This is a genomic window from Haloimpatiens myeolchijeotgali, assembly GCF_042688525.2.
Classification (GTDB): domain Bacteria; phylum Bacillota; class Clostridia; order Clostridiales; family Clostridiaceae; genus Haloimpatiens.
This window is the reverse complement of the sequence record NZ_JBHWAB010000001.1, coordinates 3,502,420-3,521,867: the sequence shown is the minus strand read 5'-3', so window position 1 is coordinate 3,521,867 and position 19,448 is coordinate 3,502,420. Positions and strand designations below refer to the sequence as shown.

Genomic DNA, 19,448 nt, shown 5'->3' with positions numbered 1-19,448 from the left:
TTGTTGCATAAAAAGTAAAAAGAAAGATGGTGGGTGCCATCTTTCAACTATGGTATAAAAGGGTATTGAGAATTTATGAGAGGTTATATGGTCAACAACCACTTAATATATTACGTCAAAATATGAGGTTTGTCAACAAAAAATAATATTTGTTTAAGTAAAGAGTTGAAATTTGTTGTAAAAAAAATATAATCCTTTATCATACTTTTACTACTTTAATTATATAAATTAATAGTAGGTATTTAAGGGAGGGAAATGATAATGGAACTTGTTAGAGAGAACATAGAATATGAACAACTATTAGGTGAAGATAGCGTTGACACTGTAGTTAGACAAGAACATGTAATACCAGATACCCATCCAGATGTTGAAGAAATCTTAATGGTAGAAGCTAAGCCTTGTATAGTTAGTAAGGAAATAATGAATGATAAAATCTATATGGAAGGGCAAATAGAATATAACATATTATATTTAGCCAAAGGAGAAAGAGGAAAGGAAGTATATGATTTTACTTATACAGGTGAATTTTCAAATTCAATGGATATTAATGGTGCCGAAAGAGAAATGATGTGTGATATAGAAAGTCATGTAGAACATATAGAATGTGCAGTAGTTAATGAAAGAAAAATAGCTGTAGAAGGAATCATAAAATTAAAGGCTGCTATTTATAAAAATTATAGTTTTGATATAGTAAAGGATATAGAGGATAATGAAAATGTTGAATTATTAAAAAACCCTACTTCAGTAGATAAAATATCAGTAGTAGTTCCAAGTGAATTGATTGGGAAATCACATATGAAAGTTAAAATGGAGAAGCCAGAAATAAATAACATAATGAAATGTGATGTTCATGTTCATAAAAAAGATGTAACACTATATGAGGGAAAAATTAAGATATCAGCTATGGCACGTATTCAGCTAATATATAAAGGTAAAGATAGCAGAGATATTAATATTATTGAAGATGACGTATTATTAAACAAAGAGATAGAAAATGAAAGTATAAATCCTACTATGGAAAATTATACTGCTTTTGTAGTAGATGCAATGCAAGTAGATGTAAAAGAAGATGACTTAGGTGAAAAGAGAATTATAGATGTTGAAATACTTGTAAAATCTAATACTAAGATAATGTACAAAGAAGAAATAAATATGATAGAGGATGTATATTCTCCTTATTATGTTCTTGATGTAGAAAGAAAAAATTATATGTTAAACGTTATTCATGGACAAAAATGGCAGGAAGTTTTAGCAAAAGGAGAAATTACTATAGAATCAGATATGCCTAAACCAAATAAAATTATATTATCTACAGGAGATGTTTGTGTTACAGGTAAAAAAATAGTTGAAGATAAGGTTATAATTGAAGGATTAGTTACTACAAAAGTTCTTTATAATACAGAAGATCAAGAAATGTATATGTATGCTGTAGAAGATGGTATTCCATTTACATGTACATCTGAAATACCAGGATCTAAAATAGATATGAATTGTATTGTAAAAGCTAATTTAGAAAATATTGAAGCTAATATTGAACCAGGGGATATATCTATAAAATGTTTAGTTAATGTATATGTAAGAGTAAGTTATATTACGAATAAAGACTTTATAGTAGATGTTGAAGTTAATGAAGAAAGTATACCTCAGAAGAAAGCAAGTGTTACTATTTATGTTGTACAGAATGGGGATACACTTTGGAAAATAGCTAAAAAGTATAATTCAAAAATAGAAGAATTAGCTAGAGTTAATAATATAGAAGATATAAATTCAATAACTGTAGGTAATAAATTAATAATACCTGGAAGAGCTGTTATTTAAACTTTAAGAACGGATGTTTTTCTTAAAGAAAAACTTTTATTAAAATAAATTTATGGATTTTCAAAAGATTGCTTTTGAAAATCTTTTTTTTCTTGCAATATATGTATTTGTTTTTTTTTTTACATTTTAATCTTTAAATGTATAGGTCTATTTTCATCTGAAAAAGTTCAGTAATAATATGATATAATTTATAAGAAGTTAACAATTAAGTAGGGGGATACAAAATGCAAGTTAAAGCGTATGCTAAAGTAAATATTTCATTAGATATAGTAGGTAAAAGAGAAGATGGATACCATCTATTAAAAATGATAATGCAAAATATTGATTTATATGATGTTATAAATGTTAAAAAAAGGTTAGAAGGTATTAAAATAACATGTAATAAAAAGTTTGTTCCTGTAGATGAAAGAAACATAGCTTATAAGGCAGCTAAACTTTTTTTAGATACCTATAATATAAAATATGGGGTTGATATTCATATAAATAAAAATATACCAATAGCTGCAGGATTAGCGGGGGGAAGCACAGATGGTGCGGCAGTACTTAAATGCATGAGAAGGTTATTTGATGTAAATGTATCAGATGAAGAACTTATGCAGTTAGGAGTTAAAATCGGTGCTGATATACCATATTGTATAATGGGGGGAACTGCACTTTGTGAAGGAATTGGTGAAAAAGTTAAATCTTTAAAATCTTTTAAAGATAAGATATTAGTACTGGTTAAACCTAGCTTTGGAGTATCCACTAAGGAGGTTTACAAGGCTTTTGACATTAATAAATTATATAAGCATCCTAAAACTAAAGAAATAATTAAATCTATGGAAAAGGATGATTTGTTATTTGTAAGTAAAAACATGAAAAATGTGCTTGAAAATATAACGATTAAAAAATATCCTGTAATAAAAGGAATAAAACAGACAATGATTAACATGGGAGCATTAGGAAGTCTTATGAGTGGAAGTGGTCCAAGCGTATTTGGTTTTTTTGAAGATATGTTAACTGCTCAAAGATGTTATGAGTTTTTAAAAAGAAATTATAAAGAAGTGTATATTACTAGAACTATTTAGATATATGTAGATAGGAAAAGGTGAGAATATGATATATATTGTTAATGCTTTTTATGGTGAAGCGAAACCTTTTATTGAATATTATAGGTTAAAAAGAAATGGAACTTACAAAAATTTTCAAGTGTTTGAAAATGAAGAAATGAAATTGGTGGTAAGTGGAATAGGAAAGATAAATGCTGCTATTGCTACAAGTTATATTTTATCTCAAGCACAATTAAATTGTGATGATATAATTTTAAATATTGGAATATGTGGAAGTAAAAAGAGAAAAATAGGTGAGTGTGTATTAATAAATAAAATTATTGATGTGGATAATAAAAGAAATTTGTATCCAGATATTCTTTTAAAACATGAGTTCCAAGAAGGCACAATAGAAACATTTTCTAATATTGTGGTAGATTCAAATATAGGAGATACATGTGATATGGAAGCAAGTGGTTTTTTTCAAGCGGCAACAAAATTTGTTGGGCCTCATCAAGTACATATTATAAAGATAGTTTCAGATAATTTAAGTAATAAGAAGTTGGAAAAAGGATTTATTGATAAAATTATCAACAATAATATTGAAAAAATCATTAAACATGTGGATAACTTAGTGAATTGTTTCAAAAAATGTGAATTGTTAAACAAATTTGACATTCATAATATACAAAATATATCACTAAATTTAAATTTAACTGAAAACCAAAAAATTCAGTTTAGAAAAAAATATATTTCATATATCATAAGAGAAGGAATTAGTCCTGAATTAAATGATTTTATAAATGTAAGGGTGACGGTTAAAAATGAATCAAAAAAACAATTCAAGAAACTTATTGAAAAATTATCAGAGTAATTTTTCTCACATATATGTGGAAAGAGAAATATTAAATCATAAAAATACTATAGAAATATTAAATAAATTTCCTAATAGTAAAATAATTGAGATTGAAAATTACAAGGATGTATTTAATAGAGTGAGACAAAATTTTAATGAACAAAAAAAATCACAAAAATTAATTCTTGCTGAGAAGAAGTTTGATTTTGTATATACAGGATCAGAATTTTGTGAGAACTTTGGAGAAAGTAATTTTTATTATAGTTCAAACATATTAAATTGTTTTTATGATTGTGAATATTGTTATTTGAAAGGATTGTATCAGTCAAGTAATGTGGTTATATTTGTTAATATTGAAGACTTTTTTAATGAAGTAAAAAAGGTAAGTAATAATAAAAAAATATATTTATGTATATCTTATGATTCAGATTTGCTTGCCTTTGAGAATATAACTGGTTTTGTTTCAAAATGGATAGATTTCGCAATTGAAAATCCGAATGTTTTAATAGAGATTAGAACCAAGAGTAATAACTTTAAAAGTATAGCTTATAAACATATTCCTAAAAATATAATTTTTGCATGGACACTTTCTCCGCAAAAAATTATTGAAATGTATGAACATAGAACACCTAGTATAAATGCTAGACTTGAAGATATAAAGTTGGCTATATCAGAAGGAATAAAAATTAGGATTTCTATAGAACCAATAATGAAAATAAAAGAATTTGAAAACGTTTATTCTGATTTTGTACAAAACATTTTTATGGTAATACCAAATGACAGTATAAGAGATGTGAACTTAGGAGTTTTTAGGATGAGTACTGATCACATAAAAAGGATACATAAACTAAATGAATTTAGTAATATTTTTGCATATTCCTTAGAAAGAACTAAAGGTGGCGTAAGTTATAAGGATTCAAAATATATGAGAGATTTTGTGTATAATGAAGTAATAAAATTTATAGACAAAAGTAAAGTTTATTAAAAGGTAGTTATTTATAGAATTCAACTTTCACAGGTGAAAAATAGCCGCTACGGGAAATGATATCTTGCTTAGAAACCTTTCACTTCAGTAACAAGTTCTAAGCTTTACTCATGTTGAAAAAAGATTTTTTAATTAATATTCCGTAGGAATCAGTAATTAAAAAATGACTTTTTTCAAATTCGTAAAGCTAAGAACTTGTAAACTTTGTTCAAATGTTTCTTACGCAAGATATCATTTCCCTTCGCTAAGCAGTATTTTTTACTGCGAAAGTTGAGTTATAGAATAAATAAAATATTTTTATAAGTATGAGAAAGCACTATCAAAATTTATTGTGTTTAAATAAATTTTGATAGTGCTTTTATTTTTATGTGTATGCCTTTGCTTAGAGTTTTACAATTTATGAATATTTTAATTTATATGTGTAAAAATAAAGTAGATACTTTAAAAAATAAATAATACATTATGAAAATTTGAGGGATAACAATGGATGGAATAAAAAATATTTTAGATTTATTTGATAAATACTTTTTAATACTAATGATAGTACAAGGATTAGTAACAAGAATATATGATTATAATAATTTTAAAAAAAATAATGTTATATCAGGAGCAAAAAAAGCAAGAGTATTTGGTGATACTATTATAATTTTAGCTATATGTTTATATATTTTAAGATATATATTTGTTTAACTAATGATTGAAAGAAGAGGACGTGATTGGTTTGAAAGAGCAGATAAAGGACACTATAGAACTAAATACAGATGATAATGTTAAATATATAAAAGAAATTTTGAAAGATAATTCAGATATAGTTTATAGAGAATTTTATATAAAACGTAATATGAAGGCAGCACTTATTTATATTGATGGAATGGCAGATAAGATATTATTAGATGATTATGTATTAGAAACATTAATGATTTATAGTAAAGATGTGAATGAAGTTGAGGATATTAAAAAGAAACTTTTAACTGTTTCTGATATGCGAGAAGTTGATAAATTAAGTGAGGGGATAAATGCATTTTTATCAGGAGATACGCTTCTTTTAATAGATGGGCTTGATAGTGCATATGTTATTGCTACACGTTTTTGGCCAGCAAGGGGAGTAAATGAACCATCAGGGGAAACTGTAGTAAGAGGTGCAAGAGAAGGGTTTACAGAAACTATTAGGTTTAATACTGCCCTTGTAAGAAGAAGAATAAGGGATACTAGATTGAGAATAAAGGCAAAGACATTAGGAGTAAGATCAAAAACGGATGTAGCAATAATGTATATTGAAGATATAGTTAATGAGACAATTGTAACAGAATTAGAAGAGAGATTAGAAAAAATTAATATAGATGCAGTGCTAGATAGTGGATATGTAGAAGAATATATTGAGGATAATAAATATTCATTGTTTCCTCAATTACAAAGTACTGAAAGACCAGATGTAGTTGCTGCAGCATTATATGAAGGAAGAGTTGCAGTGCTTGTTGATAATTCTCCTTTTGCAATAGTAGCTCCAGCAACATTACCTAACTTTTTTCAATCTCCAGATGATTACTATCAAAGAATTTTTAATACATCTTTTATAAGAATATTAAGAGGCTTAGGTGTTTTTTTAGCTTCAATTCTTCCAGCTTTATATGTAGCAGTAACATCATTTCATACATCTATAATTCCAACAAAATTGGCATATTCCATAGCTGCCAGTAGAGAAGGAGTTCCATTTCCAGCGTTTGTTGAAGCGCTAATAATGGAGATAAGCTTGGCATTTTTATTGGAAGCTGTGGCGAGACTTCCCAAACCCATTGGTGCAACTATAGGTATTGTAGGAGGCCTTATTATAGGTCAGGCAGCAGTAAGTGCGGGGATAGTAAGTCCTATAATGGTGATAATAATAGGGGCTACTGCCATAACAAGTTTTATGATACCTAATTATCAAATAACTAACGCCTTTAGATTAGTTAGATTTATGCTTATTATAGCAGCGTCTATCATTGGATTATATGGTATTGTTCTTGTACTTATTATTGTTTCTGTACATCTAATAAAATTGAAAAGTTTTGGAGTACCTTATTTAGCTCCTTTGGTAAATGAAAATAAAAAAGATTTTAAAGATATGTTTTTCAGATATCCTATGGACAAAATGAAGGAAAGACCAGAATATATGCATACTAAAGATAAAATAAGACAAAAGTAAAAATAACATAGGAAAGAAGGTGAATTACTTACGTAAGTAAGTTGAGATATGAATGGACAAAATAAAAAAAATTTTGTAACCAAGTATCAACTTTTTGCTACTATCGTAGTAAATGTAGTAGGTGTTGGTATATTTTCATATGCCAACAGGATGACATCAATTGTAAAAAGTGATGGATGGATAGTAACTATAGTTGGGGGAGCTATAACGCTAGGATTATTATATTTAATATATAGAATTGTTAGAATGAATAATTTTGATAATTTCTACAATATATTAAAAAATAATTTTGGTAGTACATTAGGCAAAATAATAGGCATTTTTTTTATTGTATATAATATTTTTTACATATCTATAGGAATGAGGGCTTTTGCAGAAGTGCTTAAAATGTATTTGTTAGAAAAAACTCCAACTGAGTTTATACTTTTAATTATGATTTTAACGGGAATGTATGTTGTGAGAAATGAAATAAAGACTTTAATTAAATTTAATGAAATAATGTTTTGGCTTATGTTTGTTCCAATATACATTGTATTTATATTTGTAATAAAAGGAGCAGATTTTACTAATGTTTTTCCTATATTACATAATCCTGCTATGAATTATGTAAAAGCACTACATCCTGCTATTTTCATTTTTGGTGGATTTGAAATAGCTTATTTAGTTTTACCACATATGAAAGAAAAAAAAGGTATTCCAAAAGTGCTTTTTAAAAGTATAGTATTCATAACTATTTTTTATGTGGCTACTATAATATTTTCTTTAGCTGCTTTTGGGGTGAAGCAAACTCAAGTTTTATTGTGGCCTATATTGACAATGATTCAATGTATAGATATACCAGGAGGATTTGTAGAACAGTGGGAAGGAATAGTAATGACGTTTTGGATACTATTTTATATTACAACTTTTGTGAATACATATTATTTTTCTGCTGATATATTAAAAAACATGTTTAAATTAGAAGATATAAAGTTATCATCTTTAATTCTTATTCCATTTGTGTATGTAATTGCATTATATCCTGAAAATATAGCAAGTGTGTATCAATTACAAAGAAAATTTAGTAGTGTACTCAATATTGTTAATTTAGTATTAATTATATTTATACTATTTTTTATAAGTGTTATTAGAAGAAGAGGAGATAAAACTTATGAAAAGAAGTAAAAGAATTTTTATTATGTTGTTGTGTTTTATGTGTATATTTTTAACTGGATGCTGGGATAAAATAGAAATAGATAGAAGAGTATTTATATCTAATATAGGAATAGATATTGGAAAAGATATACAAGATGAGAAAAAAATAAAATCACTAAATACGGGATATACTTTAACGGAAAAAGAAATGAATAAATTAAAAATTACTTTTGGTTTCCCTGATTTGGCTAAAATAAAGCAAGGGGAAGGCACGGCAGAAGAAAATACCATGTCTATAGATGCCTATTCATTCCAGGATGCAATATGTAAAGTAGCAAGAAAAAGTAGTAGAATGATGTATTCAGGACACGCACAGCTTTTAATTTTAAGTGCTGAGATATTACAATACCCAGATACTGTAAAGGAAATTATTGATTATATCCAACGACATCCTTCTATAAATAGAAATTTATTAGTTATAGTTTGTGATGGTAAAGCGGAAGATTATATAAAATACAAACCTTTCATGGAAAAAAATATAGAAAATTACATAACAGGTGTTATGGAAAATAGTGAGAAAAATAATTTTGTATTACCAATCACTTTAAATGAATTTTTAACACATTTAAGTGAAAGTGGTGATACTGTAGTTCCTAAAATAAAATATGATAAAACACAAAATGAAATTTCATTAGAAGGCGCAGCTGTAATAAAAAATTATAAGATGATAGGACAATTAAATCCTAAACAAGTATCTGATCTTGAACTTTTAAAAGGAAGATTAAAAGGTGGAAAGAGAACAATTGTATATAAAGAACATTTGTTAGATTTCTTCGTTGATGATGTATCAAGAAAAATAAGATTTGATAAGTTAGATGATAAATTATTGTTTAATGTAGATATATTAATTGAAGGGAGAATTAAAGGCTATTATGTAGATAGTGATATCTTCAACGAAAGTGAATTACGAGAAATTGAAAAGGAATATAATAAGGCTATAAAGAATAATTGTGAAAAATTTTTATCTATGACTCAAAAAAAAATAGATAGCGATCTTGTTGATTTTGGAGTTTATTTAAGGAAATATAGACCTAATTTGTGGGATGAAATAAAAGAGGACTGGAATGACAAGTATAAGGATATAGCTGTAACAGTAAATGTAAAAACAAGTATAAGAAGAATTGGAGTTGCAAAATAATAATATTTTTGAATAATATTCAAAATAATGGAAATAATCATTAATAGATTCACAAACTATTAATGATGTGGGGGAATAGATTTATGAAGAAAATAATTAGTTTAATAATATGTATCATGATTTTAGCTATATCTTTTAGAAATGTAATGGCTGTAGATGGTAATAAAATTCAAAAGTCAGTGGCAAGTAAAATAATAAGATTTCATGTTATTGCAAATAGTGATTTACAAGAAGATCAAGCACTTAAATTAAAAGTAAGAGATAAAGTTTTACAATATATGCAGCCAAAACTTAAGAACTCCAAAAATATACAAGAATCTAGAAAAATATTATTAGAAAATGATAATAAAATTAAAAAAATTGCACAGCAGGTTGTAAAAAAAGAAGGCTACACTTATAAAATTAATACTACTTTATCAAATGAAAATTTCCCTGTTAAAACTTATGGAAATATAACGTTACCTCAAGGTAAATACGAAGCATATAGAATAATAATAGGAACTGGAGAAGGACATAATTGGTGGTGTGTTATGTTTCCACCATTATGTTTTGTTGATATAACAAGAGGGGAAGTAGCTAACAACGAAACAAAATCAGAAATGAAGAAAGTGTTATCTGATAAAGAATATAAAATGGTAGATAACACTATAAATAATAACGTAGTATTAAAGTTTAAAATAATAGAAAGTTTTAAAAAAATATTGAATAATTAATTACTTTAAAAATCTCCGTGTTGTGCGGTGATTTTTTTTATAAGATTATATATGTCATTGCCACAATTAGGTTTAGAAAATTTATCACAATTTAATTTCATAGATTTTAATTTATTTGGAGAATGAAGTAAACTAGTTATTGCATCTTTACATGTTGGAAAATCTTCAATAGTTATTGCTAAATTATGTTTAAGCAAGAATTCAGCATTTTTTTCTTCTTGACCAGGTATTGCTGAAAATAAAGCTAAAGGTGTATGAGATATAAGTGCTTCTGTAATTGTAATTCCACCAGGTTTAGTTATGAGAATATCAGAGCACTGCATATATTTATTTACATCTTCTGTATAGCCTATTACTTTTGTTTCTTTTGAGGAAGTTTTACTTAAAGTTTTTAATTCATTAAATAATTTTTTATTATTACCAGTAATTATTATGATTTGTATGTCTTCATCAATCTGACATAAATCTATGTACACATCAATAATTTTTCCTATTCCTAAACTACCACCCATTATTAGCAAGTTTTTTTTATTTGGAGATAGATTTAAACTTTGTAATAGTTCTTGTCTATTATACTTTTTTGTGAATTTGGGCAATACTGGAATTCCATAACTGAAAATATTAGCTTTATTTACACCTCGTAAAGTCATTTCGTAAGTCATCTCATCATTAGAAATAATATAAGCATCTATTCCTGGACGAATCCAAAAACTATGAGGTGCATAATCGGTTAAAAGTGAAATTGTAGGTATCTTCAGTTCATTATAATTTTTTAATATAGACATAATTTCATTTGGAAAAGGATGAGTGGAAATTATAATGTCTGGATTAATATCTTTAATTTTAGGAAGTAATCTAAATGCAAGTATTTCATTGATTTTAGTACTTACAATTGCAAGACTATTATCTGTTTCAGTATGATTGTATAATTTTTTAAATAATGAAGGTGATTTTTTTATTGCTTTGATATATCCACCAATTAAGATTTTTTCTAATACTGGATTTATGTATTTATAAGTATCTATAATTTCTATTTTTGAGTTACTATCATTTGATAATATGTATTCTTTTAATGCTTCTGAGGCTTTCATATGACCTGCGCCAGCAGAGATTGTTAATATTAGTACGTTCATTACGATTCACCTCTAAATATAATTGTTATTAAGTATTATTATATACAATTTATCAGGTATTAACAAATATTATCCTATTTTGTGTATATAGTTTTAAAGTAAAAGATTTTTATTTATTAAAGTGCTGTGATTTTCAATTTGGATGTAGTTTTTTTTGAACAAATGTATATATATATGTTAATTGAGAAAAATAAAAGTAATTCTCAACTTTTGTTTTTTAACTGTTAAATAGTTAGGGGGAACGATAAATGAAAATGTCCAAAAAGAGAATTATATATACTATAATAAGTACTTTGATAATAGTATTTTCGACCACTTTTGCTATTTTAATGACTTTGGAAAGAACAGATTATAGAAATTATCTTCAAGGTGAATATAGTAAAAATATGTATCAACTTATAAATTCTGTTCAAAATATAAGATCTAATTTAGCAAAAGCTAGTATAGTAGGTTCAAAAGATCAAAGTATCGTTGTTTTTCAGGAAATATTTAGATATTCATCTATAGCAAATGATAAGTTACATTCTCTTCCTATAGAGATGCGAACTATAGATGAAACGAGTAAATTTCTATCTCAAGTAGGAGATTTTTGTTTTTCTTTAACACGAAGCGCTTCGGAGGATAGAGAACTTACAGAAAAAGATTATAAAAATATAAATCTATTAGAATTAGAATCATATGAATTAGAAAAAAGATTGGGAAAAGTACTTGAAGGAATAAATGAAGGGAAAGTTAGATGGGGAGAAATTAGAAAGAAAACAAGTGGTGTTTTAGCAAAACAAGATAATGAAAAATTTTTGTCTAATAAATTTAGTAATATACAAAAAGAAATAGCACAATATCCTGCACTCATTTATGATGGACCTTTTTCAGATAATTTACTGGAGATAAAGCCTAAAATAAATAGTGCTAAAATAGTTTCGAAACAGGAAGCTGAAAAAGTAGTAAGAAATATTGTTGGAAATGATAGAATTCAAAAAATAGAAAGTAAAGATCAAGAAAAAAGTACAAAAATGGATTCCTATAGATTTCATGTAACATTAAAAAATAAGGAAAAAAGCAGTATAGTTTGTGAAGTTACTAAACATGGAGGAAAGGTAGTATATTTACTAAATAATAGAGGAGTAGAAAAATCAAAAATAAATATGGATAAAGCTGTGCTTTTGGGTTCACAATACTTGAAAAAAATTGGTTATAAAAATATGAACTCAACTTATACATTAAAATACGATAATACAGCTGTAATAAGTTATGTATATAATGAGGGAAATGTAGTAGTATATCCAGATCAAATTAAATTAAAAATTGCAATGGATAATGGTGAAGTCATAGGTATAGAAGGAGAAAAATATTTAATAGCTCATACAGATAAAAGAAATATACCAATACCTAAAATAAATCAAGAAGAGGCTAAGGAAAGAGTAGGAAAAAATTTAAAGATAAATACTGTAAAATTAGCAGTGATTCCTACAGAAACAAATAAAGAGGTTTTGTGTTATGAGTTTAATGGGGTGTATAAGGATAAAAGTTTTATTGTTTATATAGATGCAAAAACTGGATATGAGAGAAGGATAATCCAAATTATCAATACCCCTAATGGTCAATTGACTATATAATAAATGTAATATTTAAGGTCTTCAAAAATTTAATTTTGAAGATCTTTTTTTATGATAAAAAATTCATAGTTTTTATTTAAATTAACTAAGTAATTAAAGTTAATTTAAAAATTAAAAATCTATTGATAAAACAATTAAAAATAACTAAACTATTAATTAGTAGTACAAGCTAATTATATAACAATAAATAATAGCTCAACTTTCGCAGGACAAAAATACTACCTAGCGAAGGTAAATGATATATTGCGTAAGAAACATTTAAAATCAATTAAGAATTAATAATTAAAAATGAATAATGAAGGTTGATTTTTGCTTTAGCAAAAATCTTTAATTATATTAGTTATTTTGCCCTAAGGCAAAATTTCCTTAATTATTCATTATTAACTATTAATTATCTTTAAAGTAAAAGGTTTCTGAGCAAGATATCATTTACCGCAGCGGTTGTTTTTCACCTGCGAAAGTTGAATAATAGATAATAAGGAGAGATAAAATATGAAGAAAAAGGTTGCAGTTTTATTTGGAGGAAAATCCACAGAACATGAAGTTTCAAGAGTTTCAGCTGCATCAGTTTTAAGAAACATAAATCAAGATAAATATGAAGTGTATCCAATTGGAATAACTAAAGATGGAAAATGGTTTGAATATACTGGAAATTTAGATAAAATAGAGAGTGGAGAATGGGAAAAAGATGTATTTTACAAAACACCAGAAGCTCATAAAATTTTATTTAATGGCGAAGTTGATGTAGTTTTTCCTGTGCTTCATGGATTATATGGTGAAGATGGAACTATACAAGGATTATGTAAATTATTAAATATACCTTGTGTAGGTCCAGGAGTTATGTCTTCATCTGTATGTATGGACAAAGTTTATACAAAATATGTATTAGAAAATTTTCAAATAAAGCAAGCAGATTATGTGGTAGTAAATAGACATGATTACAAAACAAATAAAGATGAAATAATAAATATTATTGAATCAAAGTTAGGGTATAATATATTTATAAAACCTTCTAATAGTGGTTCTTCAGTTGGTATAACAAAAGCTCATAACAAAGAAGAATTAATAAAAGGATTAGAAGAAGCTTTAAAGTATGATAGAAAAGTTTTGGTAGAAGAAGCTATTAATGCTAGAGAAGTAGAAGTTGCAGTTTTAGGAAATGATGAAGTTAAGGCAGCTACTCCAGGAGAAATTATTCCAGATAGAGAATTTTATGATTATGATTCAAAATATAAAAGTGTACAATCTAAATTACTTATACCTGCTAATTTAAATAAAAATAAATTAGAACAAGTAAGACAAACTGCAATTAAAATTTATAAAATATTAGATTGTGCAGGAATGGCTAGAGTTGACTTTTTAGTAGATAAAAGTACAGAAGAAGTATATTTAAATGAGCTTAACACTATACCAGGGTTTACACAAATAAGTATGTATCCTAAAATGTGGGAAAATGAAGGCGAGAAATATAGTGAACTTATAAGTGAACTTATTGAATTAGCTATTGAAAGAAATAATAATTAAAAGGTAATAATAAAAAAATGTAGAATTTAAATAATGAAAGGTGATTATATGAGTAAAGCATTAGCATTAGTATCAGGTGGATTAGACAGTATATTGGCAGCTAAATTAGTTAAAGAACAAGGAATTGAAGTAATAGGAATTTGTTTCAGATCTTATTTTTTTAATGAAAAAAATGCTAAAAGAATGGTTAAGCAAATAGACATTCCTTTAGAGGTTATTGATTTTTCTAAAGAACATTTTGAAATGGTTAAGAATCCTAAACATGGATATGGTAAGAATATAAATCCATGTATAGATTGTCATGCAATGATGATGAGTTATGCAGGAAAATTGTTAGAAAAAATGAATGCAGATTTTATTATAACTGGGGAAGTTTTAAATCAAAGACCTATGTCTCAAAATAAATCTTCTCTAAATGTTGTTAAAAAAGAATCTGGATTTGCAGATAAAATATTAAGACCTCTTTGTGCTAAAGTATTACCACCAACACAAATGGAATTAGATGGTTTGGTAGATAGGGAAAGATTGTTAGGAATAAGCGGTAGAGGAAGAAAAGATCAAATGGAATTAGCAAAAAAGTGGGGGATAAAAGATTATCCATCACCAGCAGGAGGATGTAAGCTTACAGAACCAAATTATGCTGGAAGACTTAAAGATTTATTAACTCATAAAGAAAATGTAGAGGAAAGAGAATTAGAGCTTTTAAAAATAGGAAGACATTTTAGGGTTAGTGAAAATGCTAAGATAATTTCTACTAGAACAGCAGAGGAAGCTGATATGATTAAGGAATTATTGAAAGAAGAAGATTTAGTATTTTTGTGTAGAGATTTTAAAGGATCTATGGTTGTGATTGTAGGCAGTCCTAATGAAGAGGATACAGAATTTGCGGCAAAAGTTACAGCTAGGTATTGTAAAGGAAAAGATGAAGATAGTCTTGTTATCAGATATAATAACTATAAACATCCTTTAAATGAGTATATAGATGTTAAAGCAGCTAGTGATGAGGAGTTAAATAAATATATGATAAAATAAAAGTGAGAGTGATAATATGAAGAAAAAAGCTATAATTTCTGTGACAAGCAAACAAAAGGGAAATGAGAAAGAGAAAGTAGAAGTAGTAACTCCTGGAAAGTTTTACAAAAAAGAAGATTCGTATTTTGCAGTATATGATGAAACAGAAATATCAGGAATGGAAGGGACGACTACTACGTTGAAAATATCTCCAGAGAAGCTTTGCCTTATTAGAATGGGAACTACTAGTACAAAGATGAATTTTAAAAAAAAGTATAAAGATATAATTTTATACAATACACCTTATGGAACATTGGAACTGGAAGTAGAAACTAAGGATATAGATATTAATATGGATGAATATGGTGGACATGTATACGTAAATTATAATTTAGGTGTTATTGGAGAAAAAGTGCAAAATACTTCCTTGGAAATAAATATTAAAGCAGAAGATAAACTAAGTTAATTAATTTAACGTATGGTAATATACAATGATTTTAAATAAAAGGATAGTGGGGATATGGTTGAGAGATATTTGTATGATGTATTTGAGGGGTTAAATGAAGGTGTAATCATAATTGATAAGTTACATAAAGTTGTTTTTGTAAATAGTGCTCTTGAAAAGATTCAATCTATTAATAGAGAGGCAGTATTAAGTAAAGATTTATTGCAAGTATATCCAACATTAACATATGATACTAGTAATTTAATTAATGCATTAAATAAAAATAAAATTATTTTAAGAAAGAAGACTAAATACATAAATTATAAAGGAGAAGAATTGATTACGATCAATTCTTCTTATCCTATTATGTGTAAAAAAAAAATAGTAGGAGCTTTGGGAATAGTTTTAAATGAAAAATATGATGTAAGAGACAATACTAGTAAAATTAAACTTAAAAATATAGTAATGAAGAAAAAAAATAGTAATATAAGGTATGATTTTATAAATATATTAGGTAAAAGTAAGCCAATACTTAATTTAAAGAAAAAAGCTTTGAAGATAGCTTGTTCTTCTTCTCCAGTATTAATATATGGGGAAACAGGAACTGGTAAAGAATTATTTGTACAATCTATTCATAATAATTCTTTTAGAAAAAAGGGACCTTTTATAGTACAAAATTGTGCAGCTATACCTGAAGAATTATTTGAAAGTACTATGTTTGGTACAACAAATGGAAGTTTTACTGGTGCAAAAGCTGCAAAAGGACTTTTTGAACTAGCTAATGGAGGGACTTTGTATTTAGATGAAATTAATTCTATGCCTATTAAATTTCAAGGAAAGTTATTGAGGGTAATTCAAGATGGATGTATAAGAAGAATAGGAGATAATAATACTAAACATGTTGATGTTAGAATAATAGCATCTTTGAATGAGAGTCCAGAGTACATATTACAAAATAGAAGGTTTAGAAGAGACTTATATTACAGATTAAATGTATTGAGGCTTAATATTCCACCTCTTAGAAAAAGACGAGAAGATATACCTGTTTTAATAAGTTATTTTATAAAAAAATTTAATAATGAATTTAGTAATTGTATAGAGGGAATAGATGAAGATGCATTAAGTAAGCTAGTAAATTACGAATGGAAAGGTAATGTAAGAGAACTTGAACATACTTTAGAAAGCATATTTAATTTTAAACAAGAGGGATTTATAACATTACAAGATTTAAAGTGTTATACTGATGTCTGTATAGAAACGCTTTCTTTAAAAGAAAAATTAATGAGTATAGAAAATCAGTATATAAAAAATGAGTTGGAAACAAATAATTTTAACATTTCAAAAACAGCTAAAAATTTAGGTATACCAAGACAAACTTTGCAATATAAAATAAAAAAATTTAATATTATAGAATAATGGTCTCATTTAGTTTCTCTTTTGTTTAACATATTTAAAATTTGTCAATAATTTTAATGTTAAATATTATTAGGAGGAATATTATGAAAATAGAAGATAGGTATAATATTATTATACAAACTATTTGTGAAATGAATGGGATTAGCAAAGAAGAATTATTTAAAATACTAAAGGATACAAATTGCAAATATATGTTATTTTTATTATTGAAAAAGTATCATTGTGAAAATATACAAAGATTTAATAAAGACTTTAAAATAAAAAATAGAAATGTTATAGGATATGAAACTAAAAAAGCTAAGGAAAAATTTTTAATTAACAAATATTTTAGAGATTTATACTTTGAAGCTGATGATATAATTGAACAAACTTTGAATGAAAACAAAAAATCTATGTAGAGTTTTTGATGATATGATGCTGGTTTAGAAATTCATATTTACGTACAAATAAAAAAAAATAAAAAACGCAAAAAAAGTATAGCGTATTTTAAAAAAATGTGGTATTATAATAAATATGTTTTGAGACATAAAAATTCTATTGTAAATTATAGGGTAATTTAAATTATAATATTTAATTCTATGTATGTCAATATTTTTTTTGTGAAAACAAAAGTTTTTTTTATTTTAAAGATAAATTAAGGAGGAGTACGGATGGATACTAAATACATATTTGTCACTGGTGGTGTTGTTTCTTCATTAGGAAAAGGAATTACTGCAGCCTCATTAGGAAGACTGTTAAAAAATAGAGGGTTAAAAGTTTCAATTCAAAAATTTGACCCATACTTAAATGTGGATCCAGGTACAATGAGTCCATATCAACATGGTGAAGTGTTTGTAACAGATGATGGAGCAGAAACAGACTTAGATTTAGGACACTATGAAAGATTTATAGATGAAAGCTTAAGTAAAAACAGTAATGTTACTACTGGAAAAATATATTGGTCTGTTATATCTAAGGAAAGACGTGGAGATTATTTAGGTGGAACTGTTCAAGTTATACCACATATAACTAATGAAATAAAAAGTAGAGTATATAGAGTAGCTAAAGAAAAAGATGTAGATGTAGTTATAACAGAAATAGGTGGAACAGTAGGAGATATTGAATCATTACCATTTTTAGAATCTATAAGACAGATAAAATATGAAGTTGGAAGAGAAAATGTGTGTTTCATACATGTTACATTAGTACCTTATTTAGGAAAAGCAGGAGAACTTAAAACTAAGCCAACTCAACATTCAGTAAAAGAATTAAGAAGCATAGGTATTCAACCAGATGTAATAGTATGCAGATCAGAAAGACCTCTTTCTGAAGAAATGAAAGATAAAATAGGATTATTCTGTAATATAGATGGAGAATCTGTAATTCAAAACTTGGATGCTGAAAATTTATACGAAGTACCACTTTTGCTTCATAAAGAAGGATTAGATAATTTAGTATGTAAAAAATTAAATATGAATTGTGAAGGTGTAGAACTTCAAAGTTGGATTAAAATGGTTAATAAAATGAAGAATTTAACTAAAAAAGTTACAATAGGATTGGTAGGAAAATATGTAGAACTTCATGATGCATATATATCAGTAGTAGAAGCTTTAAGTCATGGTGGATTAGAAAATGATGCTGATGTTAGTGTGAAATGGATAAATGCAGAAGAAGTTACTAGAGAAAATGTTAAAGATATTTTATCTGATGTAGATGGAATACTTGTTCCAGGAGGATTTGGAGATAGAGGGATAGAAGGAAAAATAGAAGCTATAACATATGCTAGAGAAAATAAAGTTCCTTTCTTCGGAATTTGTCTTGGAATGCAATGTGCTGTTATAGAATTTTCAAGAAATGTAGCAGGGTTAGAAGGAGCGCATAGTTCAGAGATAAATCCAGAAACAAAATATCCTGTTATAGATTTAATGCCAGATCAAAAGGATGTAGATGAAAAAGGTGGAACTATGAGACTTGGAGTTTATCCTTGTAAACTAAAAAATGATACATATTCTTTTGAATCATACAATGAAGAAATTATTTATGAAAGACATAGACATAGATATGAGTTCAATAATGAATATAAGAAACAATTACAAGAAAAAGGTCTGCAATTTGTAGGAACAAGTCCTGATGGAAGATTAGTAGAAATTGTAGAGCTTAAAGATCATCCTTGGTTTGTTGCAGTACAATTTCATCCAGAATTAAAATCAAGACCAAACAAACCACATCCATTATTTAGAGAATTTATAAAAGCTTCAATGAATAATAAATAAAGTGAAAGTTAATAAGCTGTAAGATAGTACAAAAACTATCTTACAGCTTATTTTATTTATTGTCATATTTTGACGATTTAAAGAATGAAGTTAATTTTAAATAAAGGAAATTAATAATAAATATAGAATAAAAA

Annotated in this window: 17 protein-coding genes; 16 read left to right on the top strand and 1 reads right to left on the bottom strand. The window is 26.4% G+C overall.

The window, feature by feature from the left end; translation table 11 throughout:
* Positions 1–255: 255 nt before the first annotated feature.
* From ACFIJ5_RS15805 to spoIIR, 9 genes are all read left to right on the top strand, one after another.
* On the top strand, positions 256–1,818 hold the full coding sequence (locus tag ACFIJ5_RS15805) for a DUF3794 and LysM peptidoglycan-binding domain-containing protein (RefSeq protein ID WP_379808720.1): 1,563 nt from the start codon (positions 256–258) through the stop codon (positions 1,816–1,818).
* Positions 1,819–2,042: 224 nt separating this feature from the next.
* Positions 2,043–2,885 carry a 4-(cytidine 5'-diphospho)-2-C-methyl-D-erythritol kinase gene (gene ispE / locus ACFIJ5_RS15800; protein WP_379808718.1) on the top strand — a complete coding sequence of 281 codons (843 nt, stop codon included), beginning with the start codon at positions 2,043–2,045 and terminating at the stop codon, positions 2,883–2,885.
* 28 nt (positions 2,886–2,913) lie between these two features.
* Complete coding sequence (locus ACFIJ5_RS15795; protein WP_379808716.1) at positions 2,914–3,720, top strand: 5'-methylthioadenosine/S-adenosylhomocysteine nucleosidase family protein; 807 nt, start codon at positions 2,914–2,916, stop codon at positions 3,718–3,720.
* Positions 3,671–4,687 carry an SPL family radical SAM protein gene (locus ACFIJ5_RS15790; protein WP_379808714.1) on the top strand — a complete coding sequence of 339 codons (1,017 nt, stop codon included), beginning with the start codon at positions 3,671–3,673 and terminating at the stop codon, positions 4,685–4,687. Before ACFIJ5_RS15795 ends, ACFIJ5_RS15790 begins: the two co-directional genes overlap by 50 nt.
* 483 nt (positions 4,688–5,170) lie before the next feature.
* Positions 5,171–5,377 carry a CLC_0170 family protein gene (locus ACFIJ5_RS15785; RefSeq protein WP_379808712.1) on the top strand — a complete coding sequence of 69 codons (207 nt, stop codon included), beginning with the start codon at positions 5,171–5,173 and terminating at the stop codon, positions 5,375–5,377.
* Between the two features lie 31 nt (positions 5,378–5,408).
* Entirely contained in the window at positions 5,409–6,872 is a 1,464-nt protein-coding gene (locus ACFIJ5_RS15780) for a spore germination protein (protein ID WP_379808710.1), read from the top strand.
* 48 nt (positions 6,873–6,920) lie between these two features.
* The gene (locus tag ACFIJ5_RS15775; RefSeq protein WP_379808708.1) at positions 6,921–8,036 is read left to right on the top strand and encodes a GerAB/ArcD/ProY family transporter; all 1,116 of its coding nucleotides are present in this window, start codon (positions 6,921–6,923) and stop codon (positions 8,034–8,036) included.
* Entirely contained in the window at positions 8,023–9,204 is a 1,182-nt protein-coding gene (locus ACFIJ5_RS15770) for a Ger(x)C family spore germination protein (RefSeq protein WP_379808706.1), read from the top strand. Before ACFIJ5_RS15775 ends, ACFIJ5_RS15770 begins: the two co-directional genes overlap by 14 nt.
* Positions 9,205–9,287: 83 nt before the next feature.
* Positions 9,288–9,917 carry a stage II sporulation protein R gene (gene spoIIR, locus ACFIJ5_RS15765; protein WP_379808704.1) on the top strand — a complete coding sequence of 210 codons (630 nt, stop codon included), beginning with the start codon at positions 9,288–9,290 and terminating at the stop codon, positions 9,915–9,917.
* A gap of 5 nt (positions 9,918–9,922) precedes the next feature.
* Here the strand turns inward: spoIIR and ACFIJ5_RS15760 are convergent, their stop codons facing one another.
* Entirely contained in the window at positions 9,923–11,050 is a 1,128-nt protein-coding gene (locus ACFIJ5_RS15760; protein ID WP_379808702.1) for an MGDG synthase family glycosyltransferase, read from the bottom strand.
* A 248-nt stretch (positions 11,051–11,298) separates the two neighbouring features.
* Here ACFIJ5_RS15760 and ypeB point away from each other — a divergent pair, with 248 nt between their 5' ends.
* From ypeB to ACFIJ5_RS15725, 7 genes are all read left to right on the top strand, one after another.
* The gene (ypeB, locus tag ACFIJ5_RS15755; RefSeq protein WP_379808700.1) at positions 11,299–12,666 is read left to right on the top strand and encodes a germination protein YpeB; all 1,368 of its coding nucleotides are present in this window, start codon (positions 11,299–11,301) and stop codon (positions 12,664–12,666) included.
* 492 nt (positions 12,667–13,158) lie between these two features.
* On the top strand, positions 13,159–14,190 hold the full coding sequence (locus ACFIJ5_RS15750) for a D-alanine--D-alanine ligase family protein (protein ID WP_379808699.1): 1,032 nt from the start codon (positions 13,159–13,161) through the stop codon (positions 14,188–14,190).
* A 48-nt stretch (positions 14,191–14,238) separates the two neighbouring features.
* The gene (locus tag ACFIJ5_RS15745; protein WP_379808697.1) at positions 14,239–15,222 is read left to right on the top strand and encodes a tRNA 4-thiouridine(8) synthase ThiI; all 984 of its coding nucleotides are present in this window, start codon (positions 14,239–14,241) and stop codon (positions 15,220–15,222) included.
* 16 nt (positions 15,223–15,238) lie between these two features.
* Positions 15,239–15,667 (top strand): YwiB family protein, encoded by a 429-nt coding sequence (locus ACFIJ5_RS15740; RefSeq protein WP_379808695.1) that lies wholly within the window; start codon positions 15,239–15,241, stop codon positions 15,665–15,667.
* A 54-nt stretch (positions 15,668–15,721) separates the two neighbouring features.
* A complete protein-coding gene (locus tag ACFIJ5_RS15735) occupies positions 15,722–17,062 on the top strand; it encodes a sigma-54 interaction domain-containing protein (protein ID WP_379808693.1) in 1,341 nt (446 codons plus the stop codon).
* Between the two features lie 83 nt (positions 17,063–17,145).
* Positions 17,146–17,460: a ribose-5-phosphate isomerase gene (locus ACFIJ5_RS15730; RefSeq protein WP_379808691.1), complete on the top strand. Its 315-nt coding sequence runs from the start codon at positions 17,146–17,148 to the stop codon at positions 17,458–17,460.
* 252 nt (positions 17,461–17,712) lie between these two features.
* Positions 17,713–19,314 (top strand): CTP synthase, encoded by a 1,602-nt coding sequence (locus ACFIJ5_RS15725; protein WP_379808689.1) that lies wholly within the window; start codon positions 17,713–17,715, stop codon positions 19,312–19,314.
* Positions 19,315–19,448 lie beyond the last annotated feature (134 nt).